The organism is Neobacillus piezotolerans, assembly GCF_003362805.1.
Classification (GTDB): domain Bacteria; phylum Bacillota; class Bacilli; order Bacillales; family Cytobacillaceae; genus Bacillus_D; species Bacillus_D piezotolerans.
Map to the genome: position 1 here is coordinate 61,718 of NZ_QNQT01000006.1, position 25,456 is coordinate 87,173.

The following is a 25,456-nucleotide window of genomic DNA, read 5'->3' on the forward strand; positions in this document are numbered from 1 at the left end:
AGCGGAGGTTTTCCGCTGATGGTTAGTTGAACCAATCGGACCTTTATGGGCAGTTGACCCCATCCATCATCTTCGATTCCTCTGAATCTTGAGGTGGGGTCTTACTGCCCGTTAAGAGTGGGATAAAGTGAAACTTCCATCAGCGGAGGTTTTCCGCTGATGGTTAGTTGAACCAATCGGACCTTTATGGGCAGTTGACCCCATCCATCATCTTCGATTCCTCTGAATCTTGAGGTGGGGTCTTACTGCCCGTTAAGAGTGGGATAAAGTGAAACTTCCATCAGCGGAGGTTTTCCGCTGATGGTTAGTTGAACCAATCGGACCTTTACGGGCAGTTGACCCCATCCATCATCTTCGATTCCTCTGAATCTTGAGGTGGGGTCTTACTGCCCGTTAAGAGTGGGATAAAGTGAAACTTCCATCAGCGGAGGTTTTCCGCTGATGGTTAGTTGAACCAATCGGACCTTTATGGGCAGTTGACCCCATCCATCATCTTCGATTCCTCTGAAGCTTGAGGTGGGGTCTTACTGCCCGTTAAGAGTGGGATAAAGTGAACCTTCCATCAGCGGTGGTTTTCCGTTGATGATTAGTTGAACCAATCGGAGGAAATTATATGGAATATGTAGTATTCAACGGGGAAATCATTGAACGAAGCCAGGCAAAAATCGATGTTGAAGACCGTGGCTATCAATTCGGGGATGGCGTTTATGAAGTCATCCGCGTCTATAACGGAAAAATGTTCACCGCCAACGAGCATCTTGAACGGCTTGTATCAAGCGCTGAAAAAATCGGCATGAAACTCGGGTGGTCAATTGGGGAACTTGAAAGCCTCTTTGCTACATTAATAGAGAAAAATGGGCTCGGCACCGGAATTGTGTATATGCAGGTGACAAGGGGCGCGTCTCCAAGGAACCACGCATTCCCTCCCGCCGGCGTTGCCCAGACGCTTGTTGCATACACAAGGGACATGAAGCGTCCGGTGAACAACTTTGCGAACGGAGTAAAAACGATTTTGGCGGAAGACATCCGTTGGCTCCGCTGCGACATTAAAAGCCTGAATTTGCTCGGCAATATCCTGGCAAAACAAAAGGCTGCCGAAGCTGGCTGCTATGAAGCCATCCTCCACAGAGGGGAAAAAATTACCGAGGGCAGTTCCTCGAATATTTTTATCATCAAAGACGGCGCGGTAATAACCCACCCGGCCAACAATTATATCCTTAATGGAATTACAAGGCAAACGCTCGAAAAAATATGCGCGGCCAGTGGGATTCCGTTTATAGAAAAGGAGTTTACTGTCGCGGATTTGCTTGGGGCCGATGAAATCGCCGTGGGCAGCACGACATCGGAAATAACGCCGGTTGTCGAAGTGGACGGTAAGCATGTAGGCGACGGGGCACCAGGGCACGTAACGAAAAAACTTCAATCCCTGTTCGATCAAGAGATTGAAAGGCAATGCGGAAAGCTTGCCGTAAATAACTAGGCAAGGCTCCAAATTAAACAGGGGCCTGCAGGAAAGGGCTGCCCGTCAATGAATGGGCGGCCCTGTTTTTTCAAAGCATAAGGAATGTTTAACCTTATTTGGGGATGGTTTGCTAAAATAGACTTAAAGGGTGGATACAATGAGCCATTATTTTTTTGCGGCAAAAATTCCAACTGAAACGAAGGTAGCCATGGAAGACAGGATGAAAGAGTTAAGGGAACAGTTTCCTTTCCGGCGCTGGGTCCATTATGAGGATTTGCATATAACCCTCGCATTTCTTGGGGCGGCTCCGGAAGGCAAAGTGGAAAAAGCGAGTTCATTAGTCGGAGAAACACTGGCCAACTCCAAGTCTTTTCCGCTCACAATCACTGGTTTGGGGGTTTTCGGCCAAAAGGACAGCCCCAGGGTATTTTGGGCTTCACTTTCAAAAAGTGAAAAACTTGGCGAACTAAGGAACAGGGTATTTGCAGCATGTAAAGAGGCGGGGTTCCAATTGGAGACGAGGCCGTTCGCTCCCCATGTGACTCTTGCTAGGAATTGGGAAGGGGAAGCCCCATTTAATCCCGGAAAATTGGCTGAACAGCCGCTTGATCTCGACTTTTTGCTTGATGAAGTTGTCCTTTATCGGACAAATATGGAAAAAACGCCTAAATATGAATCTATACAGAGTTTCAGTCTAAACAGCACTGAACTGCAATAGAAATAGAGAATTGAATGGCAGAGGGACAGGAGCCGGCAAATGAATACATTTTATTTTATCGTGAACCCGAAGGCGGGAAACGGCAAAGGCAGGGCGGTTTGGAAAAGGGCCGAGCAAAAGCTCAATACCCTTCACATTCCTTACCGCGCTTTTTTTACCGAATATCCGGGGCATGCCATTGAATTGTCCAGGACCGCCGCGGGACTGGCGGATGGGGAGCAGGCTGTTGTAGTTGCAGTTGGCGGGGATGGAACCGCACATGAGGTTCTGAATGGTCTGGGGGCATTTGCAACTTCAGGCTTTGGTTTCATCCCCGCGGGATCAGGGAATGATTTTTCACGTGGGTTCGGAATTCCGGCGGACCCGATGGATGCCCTTGGTCTTTTGCTAGGCATTCAGGAGAGAAACCCATCCTCCACTGATTGCGGTTCGCTTAACCTAAATGGAAAGAATCATCTTTTCATCAATAGTGCCGGGGCTGGATTCGATGCGCTCGTTTCGAAAAAAGCGAATGAGTCCCGCCTGAAAGGGCTGTTCAACCGGCTGTCGCTTGGGAAACTTGTTTATGTGTACATTTTACTGAAGGAGCTTGCCTCTTATAATCGGACGCCCCTCCAAGTAACAATTGATGGAAATGTCCATAGCTTTAAGGACGCCTGGTTTGCAACGGTTTCAAACCAGCCTTACTACGGTGGCGGGATGATTATTTCACCTTGTGCAAGGCCCGATGATGGCGAACTTGATATTACGGTGGTCCATAGGCTGTCGAAGGCAAAGCTGCTGCTCGTTTTCATGAGCGTTTTTTGGGGAAAACATACTTCTTTTGAGGAAGTACATATGTTCAAGGGAAAAGAAATCAAGATCCAGACAACATCTCCCATTCACATCCATGCGGATGGAGAGTATATTGGCATGGCGAACACTGGAGAAATAATGGCGGTTCCAGGGGCGGCAAAACTGGCCCATGGAACCCCAGGAAAAGAGACTTAGAGAAAAAGGGGTGAGGCGATTGGCTTCCGATAATCGGCCATTTTTTGCATATCTCGATGCCATGGATACAATCACGGTTTTGCTGCCGCTGCCCCTGAAGGAACCAGAGCCGGCTTCTTTCACTCTTGAGAGCAGATTTGGCGGCGGCGAGGTTTCGATAGAGGAACGCCATGAAATCGAAGGATATCTCAAGTATATATGTAGATTCAAAGATCCGTATGCATTCGGAACGGAACATTGGGTCGTAAGCGGCAACGGCTCCAGGACGGACGTGCAAATCGGTGCTGTAACGAGGAGCAAAGAGTTTGACCGTGAATTCTTTTACTCAGGGGACGACCTTGGCTCATCATGCCAAAACGGCCGTACGTCCTTTAAGGTTTGGGCGCCTACAGCGACAAATGTGAAAATAAAAATATATATGCCAGGCGAGGGCCGCTTTGAATTGGTGAAAATGGCCAGAGGGGAAAAAGGCGTTTGGTCCTTGGAACTTGGCCGCGATCTTGAGTTTGCCAGGTATACGTATATGGCTTTCATTAACCAGGAATGGAAGGAGGCGGCCGATCCTTATGCCGCGGCCGTAACCGTGAATGGAACCCATGGAGTCGTGGCGCGCCTTGAGAATACAGCGGTTCCCAAAATCCCCATGCCTCCTTTCAGCCACCCGGCAGATGCGATTATTTATGAAACGCATATACGCGATTTTACTATCCATCCCGTGGGAGGGGCGGTACACAAAGGATTGTATAAAGGAGCAGGGGAAACCGGGACGACAGGGCCAGACGGAAAACCGACAGGACTGTCGCATGTAAAGGAACTTGGTGCGACACATATTGAATTTTTGCCGTTCAATGATTTCGCCGGAGTGGACGAGACAAACATTCGGGCTGCTTACAATTGGGGGTACAACCCGGTGCATTTCAATGTTCCCGAGGGAAGTTATTCAACCAACCCGGACGATCCATACACCCGAATACGGGAACTGAAGGAAATGATTGAAGCAATCCATTCAGTTGGCATTCGGGTAATCATGGATGTTGTCTACAATCACGTTTTCATTCGTGAAAAATCATCGTTTGAGCAGCTTGTTCCCGGATATTATTTCCGGTACAACGAACACGGCCTGCCCTCGGATGGAACCGGCGTCGGAAACGATTTTGCCTCGGAGCGCCTGATGGCAAGAAAATTCATCATCGACTCCATTATCCATTGGATTAAAGAATACAATCTTGACGGCTTCCGGTTTGACCTGATGGGCATTCTTGATGTCCAAACAATGGCCGAAATCCGAAATGCTTGCGACAGGCTGAAGCCGGGAATGCTGATTATCGGCGAGGGGTGGGAACTTAACACACCTCTTCACCCGGGTGAAAAAGCGACAATCCGTAATCAGCGCAGGCTTCCAACCATCGGACAATTCAATGACCGTTTCAGGGATGCCATCAAAGGAAGTACATTTAATTTGTATGAGCGTGGGTACGCATTGGGCAATGGAACGTACACTGAACAGGCAAAGGAAGCGATCTCGGGAAGTGTTGGCATATTTTCCGGCCAGCCGCTTTTTAGTGAACCTGGCCAGTCCGTCAATTATGTCGAGTCACATGACAATCATACTCTTTGGGATAAGCTGGAAGCATGCCTTGGAGATTCGGGAGAGTTGCTGAAAATAAAATGCCACCGCCTGGCGACAAGCCTTGTCCTCCTATCCCAGGGACTTCCATTCCTCCATGGCGGACAGGAGTTTTTCAGGACGAAGGGCGGCGATGGCAACAGCTACAAGTCACCGGAAAACGTAAACTGGCTGGATTGGGAAAGGAAGGCGGCCTTCCAGGATAATGTCCGTTACATTACAGGAATGATTGAAATCAGGAAATCGCTCTCCTGTTTCAGGATGAGGGAAAACGAACAAATTCGGAACACCCTCGCCGATCTTGGCCTGCCGCATCCGTTGATTGGCTTTCATTATAAGGATAACTGGGGGGAAGGCGAGGCGATCCTTCTTGTGAATCCGACCGCATTCATCCACCAGCTGCCGCTTCCGAAAGGTGAATGGGAGGTCCTTGCCGATGACCTCCATGCAGGGGTTACCCCGCTCAGATCATTCCCTCACCATGCAGACGTTGCAATCGAACCAGTCAGCATCATGGTTTTACTTAAGAAATGCAATGAAGCGGGGAATTGATTTCTTTGTTTAGCCTGTTTAGGGGAGGAATAAATGATACAATCGAGTATTTTTTCATTCATCCCCTTGACGAAAAATGGCGAAAGGGGATAAAATTTATAAGATAGCTATTGAATTGGCAATAGCTGTCTTTTTCTTTCTACTGCGAAATTAGCGATTAATTCTAACTTAAGACTTTGGCAAAATAGATCCGGGAACAAAAACCGATGGCTGCCGGACATAATGTAGGTGACTAATTTTGGACTATCTATTAGGGGAAGACTGGGAAATAACCCCGGCCGGGGGAGCCACAGGGAGAGCTTTTTTTGCAAAACACCATGAGCAAAGCCTATTTTTGAAGCGGAATTCTTCACCTTTCCTGGCGGTACTTTCAGCGGAAGGAATTGTACCGAAGCTGGTGTGGACCAGGCGGCTTGAAAATGGGGATGTCATTACTGCGCAGCAATGGAAAACCGGCCGAGAACTGGAGCCCGAAGAAATGGGCCAGGAACGGGTCGCGAAGTTATTAAAGAAAATCCATTGCTCTGAGCCGATGCTATCCATGCTCCGCAGGCTGGGAAAGGCGCCTGTCACTCCCGAAAGAATGTTTGGGAATCTTAAAACTGGCCTCGACCCGGGTGTTGCGGCAATGCCGGCAGTCCAGCAGGCAATGCTTTTTTTAGAAAAAGAAGTCGGGAATGTCCATTCGGCTGAACATGTCGTATGCCATTGTGACATTAACCATAATAATTGGCTGTTGGGTGAAGACGGCAGGCTGTATTTAATTGACTGGGACGGCGCGATGGTTGGGGACCCAGCGATTGACCTGGGGATGCTCTTGTACTGGTACATTCCTGATACGGACTGGCAAGAATGGCTGAGCAAGTATGGTGCCGAGCTGACGGAGGAATTAAAGCTCCGAATGAAATGGTACGTTGCCGCCCAGGCAATCGAGTCCGTTCAATGGCATAAAAGAAGAAGCCGTTTTGAGGAAATGAACAAATGGTCAGACTTCCTCACAGGGATTTTATAATTTGGTGGAAAATTGGTCGATCTCGTCCACCCAATTTTGCAGGTGGCCCTGATTCATTACGATGTGGTTATCTAGGTCAGCACTTTGGGCGCCATGCTGGCCATAGTAGTAGATTTCTTGAAGGATATCCTTTACATTCTGGTTGATGCCTGTATGGGCCATGAGGGATTTGACGATCCGCTCGACTTGCTCGCATTCGGCGACCGAGCCGCAGCAATCCGTCTGGTGGCTGCTTAGGATATCCCTAAGAACGGTAGCCTTGTCCTGATTGTTCAATGGCATATGCATTCATCATCCTTTCCATAATATCGATCCAACTCAACACCCTTTCCAGGGCGAAGATAAGAGGAATCCATGACTAGGTTATGGATTCCTCCGTTTGTTTATGCAGTGGGCCCGCACCGGATCTTGCCAAACCGGCTTGCAAGCTTTAGGGCTTCATGGTAAAAATAAGAAGGTATGTAATCGATGTTGAGAAATAACCAGTTGCAAAGCAGTTACCGCGATGGCGGCACGGCTTTCGGCTGGATGAGAAAATAGGAGTGTACGTATGAGATTTCGCAATAAACCGTGGGCCGGGGAAAAAATCCGGCAATACCCGCAATATGTCATTTCTGAGCCTGAAACACATAAAGGAAAATGGCATGAAGTGTTTGGCAACGCCAATCCGCTCCATATTGAAGTTGGGACAGGCAAGGGTAGATTCATTACCGGCATGGCAGCAGCCAACCCGGACATAAACTACCTTGGCGTCGAACTTCACATGGGAGTACTTGCATCCGCGCTTGACCGGCTCATTGAAGCGGAACTGCCAAATGTGAAATTATTGAATGTGAATGCAGCAGAGCTGCTATCATATTTCGCGAAAAATGACATCAGCCGCCTCTACTTGAACTTTTCGGACCCTTGGCCAAAAACAAGGCACGAAAAAAGGCGCCTGACCTATAAAAGCTTTTTGGACCTGTACGAACAAATTTTGATTGATGGCGGGGAAATCCATTTTAAAACCGATAACCAGGGGCTGTTCGAATATTCGCTTGTAAGCTTTTCCGAATATGGGATGCTATTGAAGAATGTCAGCCTTGACCTCCACAACAGCGGCTTTGAAGGAAATATCATGACGGAATACGAAGAAAAATTTTCCGGAAAAGGCAACCGCATTTACAGGTGCGAAGTACAATACCAATCATGATACACATCGCGTCCATCCATCAGGGTGGACGTTTTTTTAGCCTAAATCCTAAAAACGGAAAACACGGTACAATCATGGTAAAATGGAAAAATACGAGGAGGGGACAGTCAATGGAGCGCTTAAACGTAGGACGGCTTGAGCTTGTCTGGCTTAAGGGAGGCGTTACCCATATGGATGGCGGGGCGATGTTCGGGGTTGTTCCAAAACCGCTGTGGGAAAAGAAATACGCATGCAACGAAAAAAACCAGATAGAACTTCGCTCGGACCCTATTCTGATCCGGCACAATGGAACGAATTATTTAATTGAATCGGGAATGGGAAATGGAAAGCTGACGGAAAAGCAAAAGAGGAATTACGGGGCGACGGAGGAATCCGATCTAGAAGCGGAGCTTGAAAAAGTAGGGATGAAACCCGAACAAATCGATTATGTTCTGATGACCCATCTCCATTTTGACCATGCGTGCGGACTGACCCGGCCAAATTCGGATGGGACCTATTCGTCCGTTTTCCCGAATGCGAAGATCATCGCATCGAATGTTGAATGGGATGAAATGAGGAATCCGAATATCCGATCAAAAAATACATACTGGAAAGAAAATTGGCAAGCGCTTGAAAGCCAGGTTGAGTCGTTTGACAGTGAATGGAAAAATGGGCCATTTACAATGGTGCGCACAGGAGGGCATAGTGACGGACACTCCATCATCCTAATCGAGGATGGAGGGGATCTTGCTATCCACATGGCTGATTTAATGCCCACCCATGCCCATCTTAACCCTCTTTGGGTACTTGCCTACGACGATTATCCAATCGATTCGATTTTCGCAAAACAAAAATGGATTGGATATGGGCAGGAAAAAGAAGCATGGTTCACGTTTTATCATGACGCGTTTTTCCGCGCGGTAAAATGGGACGGTGAAGGGAAAATTGCGGAAAGTGTTCAAAGGATCCGGGAATAATCAGCGTTAAGTTGAATGGCCAGGCCATGTCAGAAAACAGCTTTTTTGAAAAAGTAAAGGAGACCTGGCAAAGGTCTCCTGGCATTTTCCCTAAAGTTTGTATACATCAAGAATTGTGCCAGTCTTTGAATCGGCGACAAATTCAAATTGTTCTCCTCCGTCGTCAAGACCGGGGGAGGTTCTCGTAATTCCGCCCCTGTACACACGATATTGGATTCCATTTTTCTCAAAAGGGACAGCTTCCATATGGATCCAAGAGCCGCTGACAGGACCAGATAGCCTGAATTGGCCCCTGGCATGGCTTAATACTTTTTGTGCCGGTACATCCATATTTTGTGAAACTGCGGTGTTGACCACGTATGCTCCGGCGGCCCCAGCCACTGCCCCAAGAAGGAAAGCCTTCCAATTCATCCAACCACCCCTTCGGTTTAAATCAACCTTTGCATCTATTTTAGTATAGCCTAGATTGGCATTCAGTTCCTATAGATTTATTCCAAAGCGGGTATGGAAACGAGCGTGAAAGTTCTGTAAAATTAATTTTGTACATAAAAAAGCAGCTATTGGCTGAAATAAACAATTAGGGAGTGCGCCATGAACGAGAGAACGTTGGAGCTTTTCAAAACATTGACTGAATTGCCCGGGGCGCCCGGGAACGAGCATGCTGTCAGGAAATATATGAAGGAACGCCTTGCGCCTTATTCGGATGAAATCATCCAGGATAACCTCGGCAGCATTTTTGGTGTAAAAAAAGGCAAGGAAGGCAGCCCGAAAATAATGGTCGCCGGCCATATGGACGAAGTTGGCTTCATGGTAACAGCAATCACTTCGAATGGCATGATTCGATTTCAGCCGCTTGGGGGCTGGTGGAGCCAGGTACTGCTTGCGCAAAGGGTTCAAATCATTACGGATAACGGCCCCGTGATCGGGGTAATCGGTTCGATTCCTCCCCATTTGCTCGATGAAGCGAAGAGGAGCAAGCCGATGGAAATCAAAAACATGCTCATTGATATCGGCGCCGATGACAAGGAAGACGCGGAACGCCTGGGCATCAGGCCGGGGCAGCAAATTTTGCCGATTTGCCCATTTACGCCGATGGCCAATCCAAAAAAGATTCTCGCCAAGGCATGGGACAACCGATATGGCTGCGGACTGGCTGTCGAATTGCTTGAAGAAGTCGATGGGGTTGAACTTCCGAATACCCTGTATTCCGGCGCGACTGTCCAGGAGGAAGTAGGCCTACGCGGCGCCCAGACAGCTGCCAATATGATTAAACCGGACTTGTTCCTTGCGCTTGACGCTAGCCCTGCTAACGATGCGGCTGGGAATAAGGAGGAATTCGGGCAGCTGGGCAAAGGGACGTTATTAAGGATTCTCGACCGTTCAATGGTGACCCATCGCGGAATGAGGGAATTTGTACTCGACACGGCTGAGACCCACAATATCCCATATCAGTATTTTGTATCCGCGGGAGGCACGGATGCGGGACGGGTCCATACTTCCCTGGAAGGAATCCCGAGCGCAGTTATCGGTATTTGCGCCCGTTACATCCATACACATGCTTCTATTATGCACGTGGATGACTATGCTGCTGCAAAGGAATTGCTCGTAAGGCTTGTTAAAGCGTTTGATAAAACAACAGTGGAAACTATTAAATCGCAAAGCTGAAAACAACGCTGAAGATAGGAACCAGAACGAGAAATATTTTTATTCCTTTCAGTTCGGTTTCATCGGGAAGGCGGATATGCGTTTTATATGAACAACTGGAATAGTGAAAGGTGCCTTCGCCGAAGATAGTGGTGAAGGCATCTTTGTTGGAAAGGGCTTTTCATGTATTTTTGGCATCACGGAGGTAAAGGAAAATGAAAATTATAATAGGATCTGAGAATCCGGCTAAGGTTGCAGCAGTCAAAAACGTGTTTGGCATGGCAGGCATGGAAATAGTGGCAATCGATGTTCCATCCAATGTTTCAGTACAGCCTTTTTCGGATGAGGAAACGAAAGAGGGGGCAATAAACCGTGCCTTGGGCGCCTTGGAGCATGGAGACGGCGACATCGGGATTGGCCTTGAAGGCGGAGTGCATATGACGAAGCACGGGCTTCTCCTGTGCAATTGGGGTGCCTTGGCAGTTCCGGGATACCCCCCATTAATCGCGGGAGGTGCGAGAATACAGCTTCCCGATGAAATCGCGGGAAAACTTCTTGCCGGCAGGGAACTTGGCCCTGTAATGGATGAATACACAAAGAAAAAAAATATTCGGAAAAATGAAGGGGCAATCGGAATTTTTACTAATGGCCAAATCAACCGTTCCGAAATGTTCACGCATGTAATTAAGCTTTTAGCAGGGCAATATGAATACCGGAAAGCCGGATCGACACAATCTTAATTCCTATTCCTGGCAATTTACTGGGAGAGGGTTGTCACCTGTTGTCCATGGGAGTATGATAGAGGAAAAAGAAGAATTTTGTCGGATTGTCTCGATAAGGGCAATTCTACTTGCATGCTCCAAACAGATGGCCAGCCCGATAAGGGTGCCTGCCGGGAGGGATTGAAAGATGAAAAGATTTACTCGGGCCGCTGTGCTCCTGATTTCATGCGCCATGTTACTCGCTGCATGCGGAAAGGCATCGTTCCAGGAAGAAAACGCGAAAGCCGTTGTAGCAGCCAAAACCGTGTTTAACGAAAATAGAAAAAAACCGAACAATAAAACTAAAGACATAGATTTCTACTTGCCCTTCGGATATGAAATTAAAAGGAATTCCCCGAACAATATCCTATTGAAAAATGGTTCAAAGACGTATATCCTGTTCTACAATCCAAATGAAGCCATGGACAGCGATGTAGTCTATAAAGCATCCGTTGCCCAATACGAAAAGCTTGAAACGAATAAGCAGTTTAAGGGGAAGGGGAAGCTCGGCTTTTTGCTGGTTGAACGGCTGGACGGAGGCATGAATACGCTGACCGTTGGCGTCGGCGGGGTAAAAATTACAACGGAAATGAAAACCGCGGACTTGGATGATGAGGCTAAAGCAATGATGCAAATTGCGAATTCCGCTAAAATCAAAAAATAGGAAGAACTTCAGCGGAAGGCAGCTGCCTCCGCTATTTGTTTGTTAAAACCGGGATTGGGGAAATATAAAGTGAAACTTTCCAATTGCCCGCTTGGGAGACGTGTTTTCGTCCATTGCGGGGCGAATGATTAGACCAGATTGAAACAGCTTGATATGATTGGAACATAGGTTTTTGCCAAATGGTGAAACAGGAGGAATTCAGATGAAACAGTTGGAGTCAATGGAGCAGTTCGAAGAATTTAAAAATGGGGGGAAACATGTTTTCATGTTTTCCGCGGACTGGTGCCCGGACTGCAGGGTGATCGAGCCTGTTATGCCGGACATTGAAGAAAAGTTCAAGGACTTTACTTTTGTTTATGTGGACAGGGACAAATTCATAGACTTGTGCCAACAGCTTGATGTATACGGAATCCCAAGTTTCATTGGCTTTGAAGGCGGAAAGGAACTCGGCCGTTTTGTCAGCAAGGATCGAAAAACACCAGAGGAAATCACAGGATTTATGACAGGCCTGCGCTAATCGGCTGCACCTCCATCCCTCATTCGGGATGGAGTTTTTTTGCCGGTGAGGGTTTGATTTGTCAGGTTTATACTTGCTGGAAGCGTTCGGTGAATGCCCGGCAAGCATACGGCCTGTTACTATAGTATGGAGGATCAATACATGAAAATGGATAGCAGGAAAATGAGGGGAATCCTCGAGGAAAGGCTGTCAAAGCCGGGGCGTGTGTTTACCTATAACAGGGACAAGGATAATCTGAGGGTCGAAAATGAAGAAAGCGGCAAGGGAATAACCGTATCCCTCCCTGGAATCGTCGCCAAATGGCACGAGAAGAAAGAAAAAGCGATTGATGAAGTTGTTTATTATATAGAAGAAGGCTTGCAGGCAATGGATAGCGAGGCAACGATAAAAGGCGGGGAGAAAAAAATCTTCCCGGTTATCCGCTCCGCGTCTTTTCCAGTTGAACCTGAAGAAGGAAATCCATTCCTTTATGACGAGCATACCGCCGAAACAAGAGTGTACTATGCGTATGATATGGGGAATTCATACAGGCTGATTGATTCGCGGCTCTTGAAGAAGGAAGGCTGGGAACCGGGTCAAATCAGGGAAATGGCCATGTTCAATGTTAGATCCCTTCCTGTCCCGCTAAAAGAAGACACAGTTGCTGGAAATACGTTTTACTTTCTGAATACAAATGATGGCTACGATGCGAGCAGGATTCTCAACAAAGGCTTCTTGGCTGAAATGAGCGCAAGGATTACGGGAACGATGGCGATTGCGATCCCACATCAGGATGTCCTGATCATCGCCGATATCCGCAATGATACTGGATATGATGTGCTTGCGCAAATGGCGATGAGTTTTTTCGCTGCCGGGAAAGTACCTGTCACAGCATTGTCCTTTTTGTTTGAGAATGGCGAACTAGAGCCGATTTTTATTCTTGGCAAAAACAAGCCACGGAAAAAACCCGAAAAATAACTCACACAGGCCTTTTGGCTTATATTTGAGGAAATGAAATTAGTAATGATTTCCCTCATCCGATACTATTTGCCCAATCCAGTGCTTTTTCGCTAAAATTCTCGGAATCCTGTCGAAGTTTTGCGAAATCCTGATAAAATAGAGAGAAGAAGTTTTTGGGAAAGAGTGATGGATTTGAGTTTTATTAAAAATTTATATAAAAGGCTGTTGAATAATCCAGGTAAATCCGAGAAGGAGGAAATGGAAGTTCAGCCGCAATCCCCAAAAAGGGATAGAATAAATAGAGAGCTTGATGTGAAAGTCATTTATGATTACCCGAAAGGCAACTTCCGGTTTCCACTCATTCCGGATGAAAAAAAGCCACTTGAGAGGAAACCACGATTCACTGAAACTGTAAAAGATACAAAAGCCAGGCAGCAGCGAAATGAAGAACCGGCAAAACAGGAACGGCCGCAAAAAAAGGTCCGCCCGTTTACTCCTACCGATGTGCCATCACCTATCTATGGTTTTTCAAAACCTGCTAAAAAGGAATATAAGGAAGATGTGGAATATGAACTGAGCGGCTTTATATCCGGCGAAGATGAGGTATTCGGGAAAACGCCAATCAAAAAGGTGGAGCCGGATCAGGCTGCAAGGCTCTTGCCGGATTCGCTAAGTGTGCGGGAAGTTCCGCGGGATATAGAGCCCGAGCTTCCAACAGAAGTTCAGCATGGAACAGAGATTCCATGGGCACCTGAGCCCCCGCAAGGAGAAGAAGTCCTGGCTGGGACAGAGATCCCGAGGGCAACAGAAGGGACAGAAGATTCAGTTGGGCCCATGGAGGCAGATGTCCATTACATACAACATGGAAAATCAGCCTTGGATGAAGGATTGACCGAGCCAGTCGGGGATGGGCAGCATCATGCAATTGAAAATGGGCAAACAGTCAATCAAAAAGATAAAGAGTTTATCCTGGAGGATGATACCCGGCTATCTTTTGATAAAAAGGAACAGAGTACACTGCCGACATATGAACAGCGTTTGGAAGAAGAAGATGCCCTGCGCAAATTGCTGAATCAGGGGCGGGATGAATTCGCGAATACGATACAGGAAGAGCCGATCGCGGTTAGCAAAGCTGCCCAAGATTCCCTGCATGCTTTTACGGCTGCCGGAAAAGGGATTGATTCCAGACCGGAAGCTAGTACTGAACCGGAAACCCTTTCCGAACCGCGTGCAGGCGTCCCATCGAGCCAAGCTGTGCCTGAGTCCAATGTGGAGCCTCAGGTTGAGGAAAAACCTTCTTCCGGGCGCTCCCACCTGCCGTTTAACGTCCTTATGCTTAAGCAGGATAAACGTAAATATCAGGAAAACAAAATTGGGAAAAGCCAGCCGGTTCAGTCCTTTTCGTTAGCGGATACGAAGCAGGCCGGAGGGGAGAGCGAGGTCGGGAATCCCGGGGTAAGTGATGGTTACAGCTTTCCAGGGCTCAATCTCCTCAATCCTCCCGTGAAAGCTGAAGGCGATCCGTGCTGGCTGGATGAAAGAAAAAAAATGCTTGATGAAACATTGTTCAATTTCAATGTTGGCGCCAAGGTTGTCAATGTGACCCAGGGCCCGTCTGTCACGCGTTTTGAAGTCCATCCCGAGCCAGGGGTGAAAGTAAACAAGGTAACCAATCTTGCGGATGATATTAAATTGAGCCTTGCAGCAAGGGACATACGGATCGAAGCCCCAATTCCGGGGAAACACACCATTGGCATTGAAGTACCGAATCCTAAATCCCGCCCTGTCCTGATCAGCGAAATCATTGGCAGCGGCACGTTCAGGGAGAACGCTTCCCCGCTGACCGCAGTGCTTGGCCTCGATATTTCAGGAAATCCTATTGTCACGGATTTAAAGAAGATGCCGCATGGGCTTATCGCAGGGGCGACCGGGTCAGGCAAAAGTGTTTGCATCAACTCGATTCTTGTGAGCCTTCTCTATAAGGCAAGCCCGGATGACCTGAAGCTTTTGCTCATTGACCCAAAAATGGTTGAACTCGCGCCGTATAATCGGATACCGCATTTGGTCAGTCCGGTCATTACGGACGTCAAGGCGGCCACCGCGTCCCTCAAGTGGGCGGTCGAAGAGATGGAGAGACGCTACGAATTGTTCGCCCATGCGGGGGTCCGCGATATTAACCGGTTCAACGAGCTTGCAATGGAAGCAAAGCGTTATTCTGAAAAACTGCCGTTTATAGTAATCATTATCGATGAGCTTGCTGATTTGATGATGATGTCCCCAGCGGATGTCGAGGAGGCAATTTGCCGGATTGCCCAGAAGGCGAGAGCTTGTGGAATTCATCTTATTATTGCAACCCAGCGCCCATCGGTTGATGTCATTACCGGCCTGATAAAAGCGAATGTTCCGACCAGGATCGCTTTCTCGGTTTCGTCGCAAATTGATTCGCGCACCATTATCGATATCGGCGGTGCCGAGCGGCTCCTTGGGCGGGGGGATATGCTGTTTTTGGAAAATGGTTCTTCCAAACCGGTCAGGCTGCAAGGAACATTCGTTTCCGACGCGGAAATTGATAAGGTTGTTTCCTTCGCAAGGGAACAAAGAAGCCCGGATTATTTGTTCGAACAGGATGAATTGCTCAAAAAAGCACAGGTTACCGAGGAAGAAGATGAGCTTTTTTATGAAGCATGCGAGTTTGTCGTTGAACAGGGCGGCGCCTCGACTTCAAGCCTTCAAAGGCGTTTCAAGGTAGGCTATAACCGTGCTGCAAGGCTGATTGATATGATGGAAGAAGCCGGATTCATTTCGGGGGCGCGTGGAAGCAAGCCGCGGGATGTCCTAATTACCGAGGCCGATTTGGAATCAATGCAGGAAGCTGGCCCTGTCCACTATTGAGATGTATGGCGCCGGGATAAGGGAGAATACTGAAATAAAAGGAATTTAGTGTTTGCCCGGCAAACATGCTATAATTCAATAATGTTAGATCTGATGAAAATGTATGGCGCATCTTACCAATTAGCAAAAGCAGTTAGGTGTCATATACTGTTTTACAGAAAGACGTTTGTTGGAGGTTCTTTATATGACTATTTACCATTTAGTAGGTATCAAGGGGTCCGGAATGAGTGCACTTGCACAAGTTCTTCATGATAAGCAGTATGAGGTGCAAGGCTCCGATGTGGAAAAGCGGTTTTTTACCCAACAGGCTCTTGAGCAATCTGGAATAAAGATCCTTCCGTTTAACAAAGAAAATATCCAGCCGGGAATGGTGGTCATCGCGGGGAACGCGTATCCTGACACACATGAGGAAATTCAGGAAGCATTCAGGCTTGGCCTTGAGGTGATCAGGTACCATCGTTTCCTCGGTGATTTCATGCAAAACTTTGTCAGTGTCGGTGTTACCGGCGCGCATGGAAAGACATCGACAACCGGGCTGCTTGCCCATGTCATGAAAGGGGCGAAGCCTACGTCCTACTTGATTGGGGACGGGACAGGCAAGGGTGAGCTCGATGCCCATTATTTTGTGTTTGAAGCATGTGAATACAGGCGTCACTTCCTGTCCTATTTCCCGGACTATGCCATTATGACGAATATCGACTTTGATCATCCCGACTATTTTGCCAATATTGAAGATGTTTTTTCGGCATTCCAGCAAATGGCCCTTCAGGTCAAAAAAGGCATTATCGCATGCGGGGATGACGAGCAGCTTCAAAAAATCCAGGCCAATGTGCCGGTGCTCTTTTATGGTTTTGGCGAGGATAACGACTTCCAGGCTCGGAATGTCGTAAAAAGTCCTGAAGGGACAACCTTTGATGTGTTTGTCCGTAATACGTTCTTCGATTCGTTTTCCATTCCGTCCTATGGTGACCATAATATCCTGAATTCCTTGTCAGTGATTGCGCTTTGCCATTACGAAGGGATAGACGTGAACCTTGTGAAAGAGCAGCTGAAAACATTTGAAGGCGTAAAAAGAAGGTTTTCCGAAAAGCAGCTCGGCAGCCAAATCGTCATTGACGATTATGCCCATCATCCAACGGAGATCAAGGCAACGCTTGATGCTGCAAGGCAGAAATACCCGGACAGGGAAATTGTGGCCGTGTTCCAGCCGCATACCTTCACCAGGACCCAGGCGTTCCTTCAGGAATTTGCAGATAGCCTTAGCCTGGCAGACAAAGTGTACCTGTGCGACATATTCGGTTCCGCTAGGGAAAAACAGGGCAAACTCTCCATCAAGGACCTTGAGGAAAAGATTGGCGGGGCGGAGGTCATTTCGGAGGAAGGCACTACCATTCTCCGGGGACATGAAGGCAGCGTCATTATTTTCATGGGCGCCGGAGATATCCAGAAATTCCAGGAAGCTTATGAAAAAGCTTATACCGCTTAACAGATGAATAGGATGACAACAAAAGGATGCAGGCGTGCCTGCATCCTTTTTTAATAAGTAGGCGATAAGGGTCGCGGACATGCTTGAATGTTACTTCAGGTTCTCCGGATTCAGCTTATCAAGTTCCGGTATGACGAACCGGCCATCTTTCCTGATTAACACATCATCAAAGTATATTTCACCGCCGCCATACTCAGGGCGCTGGATGTTGACCATATCCCAATGGATGTTGGAGTGGTTTCCGTTATACGCGTCATCATAGCATTGGCCAGGGGTAAAATGGAAGCTCCCGTCGATTTTTTCATCGAACAGAATATCCTGCATCGGAGTCTGAATATACGGATTTACGCCAATTGCAAACTCCCCGACATACCGGGCGCCTTCGTCCGTATCAAAAATTTTGTTGATGCGTTCAGAGTCATTGGACGCCGCCTCAACGATTTTTCCGTCCTTAAATGTCAGCTTGACGTTTTCAAAGGTGAAACCTTGGTATGGTGACGGGGTATTGTATGTAATTGTGCCGTTTACAGAGTCCCTGACAGGCGCTGTATAGACCTCCCCATCAGGAATATTCATGCGGCCGGCGCATTTGATTGCGGGTATATCCTTAATTGAGAAGGTTAAATCCGTCCCTGGCCCTGTAATGCGCACCTTGTCAGTTCTGTCCATCAATTCCACGAGGCTGTCCATTGCTTCAGCCATTTTGCTGTAATCGAGATTGCATACATTGAAATAAAAGTCTTCAAATGACTCGGTGCTCATTTTTGCGAGCTGGGCCATTGATGAAGTCGGGTACCGGAGGACAACCCATTTAGTTTTCGGAACCCTGATGTCCCTGTGGACCTTTTTCCCAATGGTGCTTCCATGAATTTTCATTTTTTCATCCGGGACATCGGCATGTTCACTAATGTTATCTCCCGAGCGGAGCCCTATGTATGCATCCATTTCTTTCATGACAGCCGCTTCAAAATCCGCGATCATCGAAAAGTTCTCCTTCTGCGCCCCCATGAGGAGCGCCCTGTCAACCTGGTGGTCTTTCAACAGTACGAACGGATAGCCGCCCGCGGCATACGCTTCCTTAACTAGTGCAGTTACAAGTTCGTGCTGCAGCCCGAAATTTTCAATCAGCACTTTTTCTCCCTTTTGGAGCTGGACAGAGTAATTGATGAGGTTTCTGGCCAGTTTCTCAATACGTGGATCTTTCATTTTTTTAGCCTCCAATATTCTTCTAAGTTTACTTCACTTTTTAGTTTAACCGAAAGATGCGGCAAAGTTGACCATTTAGCTTCTTTCGAATACATTTTTACATGAGGAGAAGGAAAAAAAATAGTTTTATGGAAATAATATTAGTGCGCTTGTTTATTGAAATCGGGTATGGGTAAAAGTAAGTGAAGATTAACGGAGGTGCAGTGTTTATGGAAATAATCCTTTACTTGAGTGTGGCGGTCATCGCCATTGCATTTTTGGTCCTTGTAATTTATTTGGCAAAGACTCTTAAATCGTTGCAGGGGACTTTGGAAAGTGTTTCAAAGACGCTTGTGGGCCTTGAAGGCCAGCTTGATGGAGTGACGAAAGAAACAGCGGTGCTTTTGCATAAAACCAATGCTCTTGCGGATGATATACACAGGAAATCCGAGAGCCTAAACACTGTTGTCGATGCCGTCAAAGGTGTCGGAATGTCCGTCAATAAATTTAACCAGTCAGTCCAGACGATTGTTGGCTCAGTGGACAGGCAAATCGACCAAAACAAGGAAAAAATCTCCCAAATTGTCCAATGGAGCAATGTCCTGCTTGAATTGAAGGACAAATGGAATGCGAGAAAACAGACCGCAGCCGCTTCAGCAGAAAATAGCAAGCTTCGTGACCCCCAACCACAACGGGGGAAATTATAATAAGGAGGAAATATCAATGGCGGGAAGAGACAATGATTACCGGGAATATGAAGAACGGAATAATGTTACATCAAAGGATTTTTTGACAGGGGCTGTGATCGGCGGGCTGATCGGAGCGGCCACGGCATTATTCCTCGCCCCGAAATCCGGTAGGGAATTGCGGGAAAAAGTATCTGGCCAGGCTGTGGCTCTGAAGGAAAGGACAGCCCAGATGAGGGACTCAGTTATGGAAAAGACAAACGAACTTTCCAGCATGACAAAGGAAAAAACCGCTTCGATTACCCAGGCGGTCAGTCAGCAGTCCACGAACCTGATGGATAAGGTAAAAGGCAATGGGGGCGGCCAGCCGGAAAAGGATTTGCAGGCCGATGAAACCGAATACATTCCTTTGGAAATGTCCAATAAACCTTTCGACGAATTGACCCTTTCCGACGACGCGGAGGTTAGGGAGAAGCTGGAAGAGGTTAAAGAAGCTCTTGACGAAGAGGAAAGCAAATATAGCTGATTATTCAAACTAATTAGTTGCCCAATGAGGCGGTGAAGTGATACGATTGCTTCACCGTTTTCTATCGTTTGCAGAAATATTACAAAGTGAGGGAAACATTCATATGATTAACACGCTTGAATCGATTGAACAGCTCGAGGAAATTTTGCAGAAGGAATCAAAGGTAATGGTATTAAAACATAGCAGCACTTGCCCGATATCCCATGCGGCATTTGAGGAATACGGGGAATTCGCTGGACAGGATGAAGTGCCCGCCTGGATGCTGATTGTCCAGGAATCCCGTCCGCTCTCAAATTACATTGCGGAAACATATGGCATCAAGCATGAATCGCCTCAAGCCATTCTTTTCCAGGATGGAAAGCCTATTTGGAATGCTTCCCATTGGAAAATTACAAAGCGGTCACTCACGGAAGCGTCCACTAACGCTTGATTAGGAAAGGCATCTTGGATGCCTTTTTTTAATATCCAAAACCTCTTGAACGCAGGTAAAAACCAGGAATTTAGAAAATTCAATTAAACTTTAGTGCTTAAAAGCGTTTAATTATTAAAGAAATTGTGGTGACAAAGCGGAAACAATGAAGTATAATAAACCCTATTACAAAAGCTTGTTCCACGGCAAAGGTTTCAACCTGCCATTTTATTAAATAAAATACTATCCCAGATTGTCAGATGCCCGGCTGAAGAGCCTGGCACGGAAAGGATGAATCGCCATGAATGAATTGGACAAATTAAGGGCCCGCATCGATGAACTGAATATGGATCTATTGGAAATCATCAATGAGCGGGGAAGGCTGGCGCAGGAAATCGGGCGAGTAAAGGAAAACCAGGGAGTTTACCGCTTTGACCCGGTGCGCGAACGGAAAATGCTTGACGTCATTAAACAAAAAAATGACGGACCTTTCGAAAATTCCACAATTGAACATATTTTCAAGGAAATTTTCAAGGCAAGCCTGGAACTGCAAAAGGATGATCATAGCAAAGCGTTACTTGTTTCAAGGAAAAAGCATCCTGAAAATACGATCATTGAAATCAATGGCGAAAAGATTGGTGACGGAAAACCGCATTTTGTTTTTGGGCCATGCGCTGTAGAATCATACGAACAAGTGGCAGAGGTTGCGGCCCATATGCAAAAAAAGGGACTGAGGCTCCTCCGCGGCGGCGCTTTCAAACCAAGGACTTCGCCATATGATTTCCAGGGTCTTGGAGTGGAAGGCTTGAAAATCCTGAAACGCATCGCCAGGGAATACAATATGGCCGTCATCAGTGAGATTGTCAATCCTTCCGATATTGAGATGGCTGAGGAATATTTGGATGTCATCCAGATTGGCGCGCGGAACATGCAGAACTTTGAATTGCTTAAAGCGGCAGGGGCTGCAAGCAAGCCAATCCTGCTGAAGCGAGGGATCGCGGCAACCATTGAGGAATTCATCAATGCTGCCGAATACATCATGTCGCAGGGCAATGGGAACATCATCCTTTGCGAGCGAGGCATAAGGACATACGAAAAAGCAACGAGGAATACACTCGATATTACGGCTGTTCCAATCTTAAAGCAGGAAACACATCTGCCAGTCATGGTGGATGTCACACATTCGACTGGCAGAAGGGACCTTCTCCTGCCTGCCGCCAAGGCCGCGCTTGCAATCGGAGCGGACGGCGTTATGGCCGAAGTCCATCCTGACCCGGCGGTGGCGCTGTCCGATTCAGCGCAGCAAATGAATCTGGACCAATTTGACAATTTCCTGAATGAAATTATGGCATCAAATCTTGTCCGTTCATAAGCCTTACTTTGCCTTCTGTCCATCGGCAGAAGGCATTTATATTTGTTGTTACCCGATAAGATTCAAAAATTCTTACGGCATGCCTTTCAATTTGCAGCATTCTTCCGCTTGTCGTATGATTAAAATCAATTAATATGTTTACCTGCTCACAAGCAGGATGACTAATAACTTCCAATTTGAAGTAAAATAAACTATATGGCTTGCTTTAAGGAGTGTAATGGAAAATGAATATCACCATTTATGATGTGGCCAGGGAAGCAAACGTTTCAATGGCAACGGTGTCAAGGGTAGTGAATGGAAACCCAAACGTTAAGCCCGCAACAAGGAAAAAGGTCATGGAAGTGATTGAAAGGCTTGGATATCGCCCGAATGCCGTCGCTAGGGGCCTTGCAAGCAAAAAGACAACGACTGTCGGAGTTATTATCCCTGATATCTCAAACATTTTCTACGCGGAACTGGCGCGCGGAATCGAGGATATCGCGACGATGTATAAATACAACATCATCTTGAGCAATTCCGACCAAAACAAGGACAAAGAGCTGCATCTTTTAAATACAATGCTCGGCAAACAAGTTGACGGCCTTGTTTTCATGGGAGGGGAGATTACACAGGAGCATGTGGAGGAATTTAAAAAGTCGCCTGTTCCGATTGTCCTTGCTGGCTCAATCGAACGGTCGGAGGAAATCCCTTCAGTGAACATTGATTATGAACAAGCAGTGTATGACAGCGTGAAGGAATTCGTGGACCGGGGCCATAAGGAAATCGCCTTTGTTGTCGGCCCGCTTCATGAGCCGAAAAACAGCAAGAAAAAGCTGGAAGGATACAAGCGGGCGCTTGAAGAAGCTGGCCTTCCATTAAATGAAGACTTTATTTTTGAAGGCGATTATACATACGACTCGGGTATCGAGGCGATTCAAAAGCTTATGGGGGAGGATAAACGCCCTACCGCGATCCTGGTCGGTTCTGATGAAATGGCCCTTGGAATTGTCCATGGCGGACAGGATATGGGATTTTCCATTCCGGAGGACTATGAGGTCATCACGTCGGATAATACAAGGCTCTCGATGATGGTCAGGCCGCAATTGACAACAATTGTCCAACCGTTGTACGATATTGGCGCTGTTTCCATGCGGCTTTTGACAAAGTATATGAACCATGAAAAAGTAGAAGAGAATATCGTCGTGCTTCCCCACAGGATTGACTATAGGAAATCAACCAAATAATCAATTAGTTGAAAGGCCCGGGCATAAAGCATTCCGGGCCTTTTTTTAATATGAAATGCAGCGCAGTAAAAGGCCAAGACCTCCTCCAGCGCCACGCAACGTCCCGATGCGTTACCTTTATGGCATTGATTAAAGCGCCGCTTAAAACCCGTTCCTTTTGGCTATTTGTAATCTTTATTTTGAAAAAGATGAATTGGAGCGGATGGGATAGAGCGCTTTGTCGAGTGTCAGCTGGTTTTTTTCGTCGATTTCCGCCTTCCGGGGGATGGGTTTGTACATTCCGCTTTTATCATCCCATGTATGGGGTAGTTCGACAGGAGCCTTTTCTTGCCATCGTTCCAGCCATTTCAGCGGCAATTTTCCGCTGCTGTCCCCTTTCCCGGCCATTTCCATCCAAATAAGCGCCCAGGCGCGGGGAACAACCCTCCAAATATCATAACCCCCGCCCCCGACGGCAATCCAGCGCCCTCCACAATACTTATGGGCAATTTCATGCGCCAGCCTTGGTATTTCGCGGAAAATATTCATCGTTCCATGCAGATGGGTAAGCGGATCGTAATAATGCGCGTCGGCCCCATTTTGTGTAAGGATGACGTCAGGCTTAAAAAAATCCGCTACCTCACTGATTGCGGCCGAATATGCATTCAGCCAGGATTCGTCCTCTGTGAAGGCGTCAAGAGGGATATTAAACGAGTAGCCATACCCATTCCCCTGTCCCCTCTCAGTGATGTTTCCCGTCCCAGGGAAGAGGTACCTTCCTGTTTCATGAATCGACAGCGTACATGCACGGGGATCATCATAAAAAGCCCATTGGACCCCGTCGCCGTGATGCGCGTCTGTATCGACATAAAGTACCCTCGCATTGTATTTTTCCTGTAAATACTTAATAGCGACGGAACTATCGTTATAAATACAGAACCCGGAAGCCTTTCCCCTGAAACCATGGTGTAATCCTCCGCCAAGATGGAGGGCATGCATCGCTTTTCCGGACATAACAAGGTCAACCGCGGTGAGGGTGCCGCCCACGAGGAAGGCGCTTGCTTCATGCATTCCTTCGAAAATGGGGGTGTCTTCGGTCCCGAGACCATAATTTTCGGCAATTTCACTACGAAGCTGCCCTTTTCCCGCTTGTTTTACCGCCTGGACATAGGAAGGATCATGGATTAGGCACAATTCGTCATCCGTTGCTGCCCGTGGAGGGACAATCTCCGAGTCATCCAGTGCGCCTGCTTCTTTTAAAAGATCAATGGTAAGTTTTATCCTGAATTGGTTAAAAGGATGATGGCTGCCAAAGTTATATTTCAACAGTTCATCGGAATAAACGAAAGCGCAGGAGTCACTCATATGGGCATACCTGGTATATTTGGCCATAGCACGTGGTGGCCAGCCGCCTTCAAGTCATGGATCAGGCCGACCGGGTTCATGGTCTGTACCCTGATGACAAGGATTTTATAGCCATCATCCTTTTTATCGGGATAAACGAGGATGCTCTGAATATTAGCCTTACGGTTGCGGATGACGTTCGCGATTTCAAATAGGGTGCCGGTCCGGTTCGGGACTTTTATCTCAAATTGGGATCCAGGCTGATGGGCTCCGGTTAATTCAACGAGTGTATACAAAAGATCGGTTTCTGTTACAATTCCGACCAGCTTCCCGTCCTGGACGACCGGGAGACAGCTGATTTTTTGTTCATAAAACAATGCCGCGGTTTCCTCGACGAAGTCAAGCGGATGCCCGGTTATGACGTTTTTTTTCATGATTGTGTCCAAAGATTTTTGAAGGTCTTCGGAGTGTTCCTCCCGATGGAAAATGGACGGGGCCGCCTCTTTGATATCCCTGTCGGTTACGACCCCGATTACCTTCTTGCCATCATCGGTGATCGGGATGTGGCGGATTTTCTTAGAGTCCATCAGCCTGATTGCATCTTCAATCGTATCCGAAGGCTTGAGTGTTGCGACATTTGTTTTCATGATTTCTTCAATAATCATGAGTTTCCCCCTCAATACATGAATCTGTTCATAAACCGGAGCCGGTCAAATTTCTGGATTGATTCGCTTTCAACCCGCTTGCCGATGCGGGCCATCAGGCAATTGGCAGGGTGCGAGCAGATTTCCGGGTCATCGGTCGCATACCATTCAAGGCCCCCGGCATTCATCATCTTTTCCATCACTTTTCTATATTCCCAGACGTTCAGGCCTGTTCCTTTCAAATCCCAGTGCCAGTAGTATTCTGTTGTTATTGTGATATAATCTTCCATCGCATCATCCATCATAGAAACTTTTAATAGGTTTTTCGCGACGGATAATCCCCTGAATTCCGGGATGACTTCGATGGCTCCAAGCTCAATCAATTCTTCCATCTTTCCTTCCGACCAGCGTTCAAGGGGATCGGGATACAGATACGTTACATACCCTACAATCATGTGGAGCCTTCGCGCAATGATGATGCGCCCTTCCGGCAGTGAGGCGATTTCAATTAAAGCCTTGTGCTGCTCCCGGGGCTGGCGGAAGGCTGTCAAATGCTCATGGAATTCATAGCCCGCCAGTTTCTCCGGTGAAATGGGCCCTTCAATAATGACATTCCCGTTTGGAGTTTTAAGCTCTTTCGCGTTGTACGTTTTTTTATGTTCCACTGGGTCACCAC

25 protein-coding genes are annotated in these 25,456 nt (G+C 47.3%); 19 read left to right on the plus strand and 6 right to left on the minus strand.

Annotation, left to right across the window (positions count from 1 at the left end; all coding sequences use genetic code 11):
* The first annotated feature begins 613 nt into the window (after positions 1-613).
* From dat to DRW41_RS14085, 5 genes are all read left to right on the plus strand, one after another.
* Entirely contained in the window at positions 614-1,480 is an 867-nt protein-coding gene (dat, locus tag DRW41_RS14065; RefSeq protein WP_115452645.1) for a D-amino-acid transaminase, read from the plus strand.
* Positions 1,481-1,619: 139 nt separating this feature from the next.
* Positions 1,620-2,180 carry an RNA 2',3'-cyclic phosphodiesterase gene (gene thpR, locus DRW41_RS14070; protein ID WP_115452646.1) on the plus strand — a complete coding sequence of 187 codons (561 nt, stop codon included), beginning with the start codon at positions 1,620-1,622 and terminating at the stop codon, positions 2,178-2,180.
* Positions 2,181-2,219: 39 nt separating this feature from the next.
* Positions 2,220-3,170, plus strand: coding sequence for a diacylglycerol/lipid kinase family protein (locus DRW41_RS14075; RefSeq protein WP_115452647.1), 951 nt, complete (start codon positions 2,220-2,222; stop codon positions 3,168-3,170).
* Between the two features lie 19 nt (positions 3,171-3,189).
* The gene (gene pulA, locus DRW41_RS14080; protein ID WP_115452648.1) at positions 3,190-5,349 is read left to right on the plus strand and encodes a type I pullulanase; all 2,160 of its coding nucleotides are present in this window, start codon (positions 3,190-3,192) and stop codon (positions 5,347-5,349) included.
* A gap of 238 nt (positions 5,350-5,587) precedes the next feature.
* A complete protein-coding gene (locus DRW41_RS14085; protein ID WP_115452649.1) occupies positions 5,588-6,361 on the plus strand; it encodes a phosphotransferase family protein in 774 nt (257 codons plus the stop codon).
* Here DRW41_RS14085 and DRW41_RS14090 read toward each other — a convergent pair.
* On the minus strand, positions 6,356-6,643 hold the full coding sequence (locus DRW41_RS14090) for a YtzH-like family protein (RefSeq protein WP_115452650.1): 288 nt from the start codon (positions 6,641-6,643) through the stop codon (positions 6,356-6,358). The genes DRW41_RS14085 and DRW41_RS14090 overlap by 6 nt on opposite strands.
* Before the next feature lie 268 nt (positions 6,644-6,911).
* Between DRW41_RS14090 and trmB the strand changes: the two genes are divergently transcribed.
* Positions 6,912-7,553 carry a tRNA (guanosine(46)-N7)-methyltransferase TrmB gene (trmB, locus tag DRW41_RS14095; protein WP_115452651.1) on the plus strand — a complete coding sequence of 214 codons (642 nt, stop codon included), beginning with the start codon at positions 6,912-6,914 and terminating at the stop codon, positions 7,551-7,553.
* Between the two features lie 110 nt (positions 7,554-7,663).
* A complete protein-coding gene (locus DRW41_RS14100; protein WP_115452652.1) occupies positions 7,664-8,509 on the plus strand; it encodes a YtnP family quorum-quenching lactonase in 846 nt (281 codons plus the stop codon).
* A 90-nt stretch (positions 8,510-8,599) separates the two neighbouring features.
* Here the strand turns inward: DRW41_RS14100 and DRW41_RS14105 are convergent, their stop codons facing one another.
* A complete protein-coding gene (locus DRW41_RS14105) occupies positions 8,600-8,920 on the minus strand; it encodes a hypothetical protein (RefSeq protein ID WP_115452653.1) in 321 nt (106 codons plus the stop codon).
* A 180-nt stretch (positions 8,921-9,100) separates the two neighbouring features.
* Between DRW41_RS14105 and DRW41_RS14110 the strand changes: the two genes are divergently transcribed.
* The 7 genes from DRW41_RS14110 (at position 9,101) to murC (ending at position 17,412) form a co-directional block, all read left to right on the plus strand.
* A complete protein-coding gene (locus DRW41_RS14110; RefSeq protein ID WP_115452654.1) occupies positions 9,101-10,174 on the plus strand; it encodes a M42 family metallopeptidase in 1,074 nt (357 codons plus the stop codon).
* A gap of 194 nt (positions 10,175-10,368) precedes the next feature.
* The gene (locus tag DRW41_RS14115) at positions 10,369-10,893 is read left to right on the plus strand and encodes a DUF84 family protein (RefSeq protein ID WP_115452655.1); all 525 of its coding nucleotides are present in this window, start codon (positions 10,369-10,371) and stop codon (positions 10,891-10,893) included.
* Positions 10,894-11,062: 169 nt separating this feature from the next.
* On the plus strand, positions 11,063-11,578 hold the full coding sequence (locus tag DRW41_RS14120; protein WP_115452656.1) for a hypothetical protein: 516 nt from the start codon (positions 11,063-11,065) through the stop codon (positions 11,576-11,578).
* A 202-nt stretch (positions 11,579-11,780) separates the two neighbouring features.
* Entirely contained in the window at positions 11,781-12,095 is a 315-nt protein-coding gene (locus DRW41_RS14125; RefSeq protein WP_115452657.1) for a thioredoxin family protein, read from the plus strand.
* A gap of 141 nt (positions 12,096-12,236) precedes the next feature.
* Positions 12,237-13,052 carry a DUF1444 domain-containing protein gene (locus DRW41_RS14130; RefSeq protein WP_245959445.1) on the plus strand — a complete coding sequence of 272 codons (816 nt, stop codon included), beginning with the start codon at positions 12,237-12,239 and terminating at the stop codon, positions 13,050-13,052.
* A gap of 240 nt (positions 13,053-13,292) precedes the next feature.
* Positions 13,293-15,926, plus strand: a complete 2,634-nt coding sequence (locus tag DRW41_RS14135) for a DNA translocase FtsK (protein WP_245959450.1) — start codon at positions 13,293-13,295, stop codon at positions 15,924-15,926.
* Positions 15,927-16,110: 184 nt separating this feature from the next.
* Positions 16,111-17,412 (plus strand): UDP-N-acetylmuramate--L-alanine ligase, encoded by a 1,302-nt coding sequence (gene murC / locus DRW41_RS14140; RefSeq protein WP_115452659.1) that lies wholly within the window; start codon positions 16,111-16,113, stop codon positions 17,410-17,412.
* Between the two features lie 90 nt (positions 17,413-17,502).
* Here murC and DRW41_RS14145 read toward each other — a convergent pair whose 3' ends face one another.
* Positions 17,503-18,618, minus strand: a complete 1,116-nt coding sequence (locus tag DRW41_RS14145) for an aminopeptidase (protein WP_115452660.1) — start codon at positions 18,616-18,618, stop codon at positions 17,503-17,505.
* A gap of 209 nt (positions 18,619-18,827) precedes the next feature.
* On the opposite strand from DRW41_RS14145, the gene DRW41_RS14150 reads away from it, so the two are divergent.
* From DRW41_RS14150 to ccpA, 5 genes are all read left to right on the plus strand, one after another.
* Positions 18,828-19,304: a DUF948 domain-containing protein gene (locus DRW41_RS14150; RefSeq protein ID WP_115452661.1), complete on the plus strand. Its 477-nt coding sequence runs from the start codon at positions 18,828-18,830 to the stop codon at positions 19,302-19,304.
* A 16-nt stretch (positions 19,305-19,320) separates the two neighbouring features.
* On the plus strand, positions 19,321-19,809 hold the full coding sequence (locus DRW41_RS14155; RefSeq protein ID WP_115452662.1) for a YtxH domain-containing protein: 489 nt from the start codon (positions 19,321-19,323) through the stop codon (positions 19,807-19,809).
* A 37-nt stretch (positions 19,810-19,846) separates the two neighbouring features.
* A complete protein-coding gene (ytxJ, locus tag DRW41_RS14160; protein WP_342771996.1) occupies positions 19,847-20,239 on the plus strand; it encodes a bacillithiol system redox-active protein YtxJ in 393 nt (130 codons plus the stop codon).
* A 280-nt stretch (positions 20,240-20,519) separates the two neighbouring features.
* Complete coding sequence (locus tag DRW41_RS14165) at positions 20,520-21,590, plus strand: bifunctional 3-deoxy-7-phosphoheptulonate synthase/chorismate mutase (protein WP_439330874.1); 1,071 nt, start codon at positions 20,520-20,522, stop codon at positions 21,588-21,590.
* Between the two features lie 224 nt (positions 21,591-21,814).
* Complete coding sequence (gene ccpA / locus DRW41_RS14170) at positions 21,815-22,813, plus strand: catabolite control protein A (RefSeq protein WP_115452665.1); 999 nt, start codon at positions 21,815-21,817, stop codon at positions 22,811-22,813.
* Positions 22,814-22,987: 174 nt separating this feature from the next.
* On the opposite strand, the gene DRW41_RS14175 is transcribed toward ccpA, so the two are convergent.
* The 3 genes from DRW41_RS14175 to DRW41_RS14185 are packed head-to-tail and all read right to left on the minus strand — an operon-like array spanning position 22,988 to position 25,445.
* The gene (locus tag DRW41_RS14175; RefSeq protein WP_115452666.1) at positions 22,988-24,157 is read right to left on the minus strand and encodes an acetoin utilization protein AcuC; all 1,170 of its coding nucleotides are present in this window, start codon (positions 24,155-24,157) and stop codon (positions 22,988-22,990) included.
* Entirely contained in the window at positions 24,154-24,801 is a 648-nt protein-coding gene (locus tag DRW41_RS14180) for an acetoin utilization AcuB family protein (protein WP_115452667.1), read from the minus strand. Before DRW41_RS14180 ends, DRW41_RS14175 begins: the two co-directional genes overlap by 4 nt.
* An 11-nt stretch (positions 24,802-24,812) precedes the next feature.
* Positions 24,813-25,445, minus strand: a complete 633-nt coding sequence (locus tag DRW41_RS14185) for a GNAT family N-acetyltransferase (RefSeq protein ID WP_115452668.1) — start codon at positions 25,443-25,445, stop codon at positions 24,813-24,815.
* Positions 25,446-25,456: the final 11 nt, after the last annotated feature.

Coding starts and splice junctions, on each gene's coding strand:
- dat (WP_115452645.1), top strand. CDS start 614: ATGGAATATGTAGTATTCAACGGGGAAATCATTGAACGAAGCCAGGCA.
- thpR (WP_115452646.1), top strand. CDS start 1,620: ATGAGCCATTATTTTTTTGCGGCAAAAATTCCAACTGAAACGAAGGTA.
- DRW41_RS14075 (WP_115452647.1), top strand. CDS start 2,220: ATGAATACATTTTATTTTATCGTGAACCCGAAGGCGGGAAACGGCAAA.
- DRW41_RS14090 (WP_115452650.1), bottom strand. CDS start 6,643: ATGCCATTGAACAATCAGGACAAGGCTACCGTTCTTAGGGATATCCTA.
- trmB (WP_115452651.1), top strand. CDS start 6,912: ATGAGATTTCGCAATAAACCGTGGGCCGGGGAAAAAATCCGGCAATAC.
- DRW41_RS14100 (WP_115452652.1), top strand. CDS start 7,664: ATGGAGCGCTTAAACGTAGGACGGCTTGAGCTTGTCTGGCTTAAGGGA.
- DRW41_RS14105 (WP_115452653.1), bottom strand. CDS start 8,920: ATGAATTGGAAGGCTTTCCTTCTTGGGGCAGTGGCTGGGGCCGCCGGA.
- DRW41_RS14110 (WP_115452654.1), top strand. CDS start 9,101: ATGAACGAGAGAACGTTGGAGCTTTTCAAAACATTGACTGAATTGCCC.
- DRW41_RS14115 (WP_115452655.1), top strand. CDS start 10,369: ATGAAAATTATAATAGGATCTGAGAATCCGGCTAAGGTTGCAGCAGTC.
- DRW41_RS14120 (WP_115452656.1), top strand. CDS start 11,063: ATGAAAAGATTTACTCGGGCCGCTGTGCTCCTGATTTCATGCGCCATG.
- DRW41_RS14125 (WP_115452657.1), top strand. CDS start 11,781: ATGAAACAGTTGGAGTCAATGGAGCAGTTCGAAGAATTTAAAAATGGG.
- DRW41_RS14130 (WP_245959445.1), top strand. CDS start 12,237: ATGAAAATGGATAGCAGGAAAATGAGGGGAATCCTCGAGGAAAGGCTG.
- DRW41_RS14135 (WP_245959450.1), top strand. CDS start 13,293: ATGGAAGTTCAGCCGCAATCCCCAAAAAGGGATAGAATAAATAGAGAG.
- murC (WP_115452659.1), top strand. CDS start 16,111: ATGACTATTTACCATTTAGTAGGTATCAAGGGGTCCGGAATGAGTGCA.
- DRW41_RS14145 (WP_115452660.1), bottom strand. CDS start 18,618: ATGAAAGATCCACGTATTGAGAAACTGGCCAGAAACCTCATCAATTAC.
- DRW41_RS14150 (WP_115452661.1), top strand. CDS start 18,828: ATGGAAATAATCCTTTACTTGAGTGTGGCGGTCATCGCCATTGCATTT.
- DRW41_RS14155 (WP_115452662.1), top strand. CDS start 19,321: ATGGCGGGAAGAGACAATGATTACCGGGAATATGAAGAACGGAATAAT.
- DRW41_RS14165 (WP_439330874.1), top strand. CDS start 20,520: ATGAATGAATTGGACAAATTAAGGGCCCGCATCGATGAACTGAATATG.
- ccpA (WP_115452665.1), top strand. CDS start 21,815: ATGAATATCACCATTTATGATGTGGCCAGGGAAGCAAACGTTTCAATG.
- DRW41_RS14175 (WP_115452666.1), bottom strand. CDS start 24,157: ATGAGTGACTCCTGCGCTTTCGTTTATTCCGATGAACTGTTGAAATAT.
- DRW41_RS14180 (WP_115452667.1), bottom strand. CDS start 24,801: ATGATTATTGAAGAAATCATGAAAACAAATGTCGCAACACTCAAGCCT.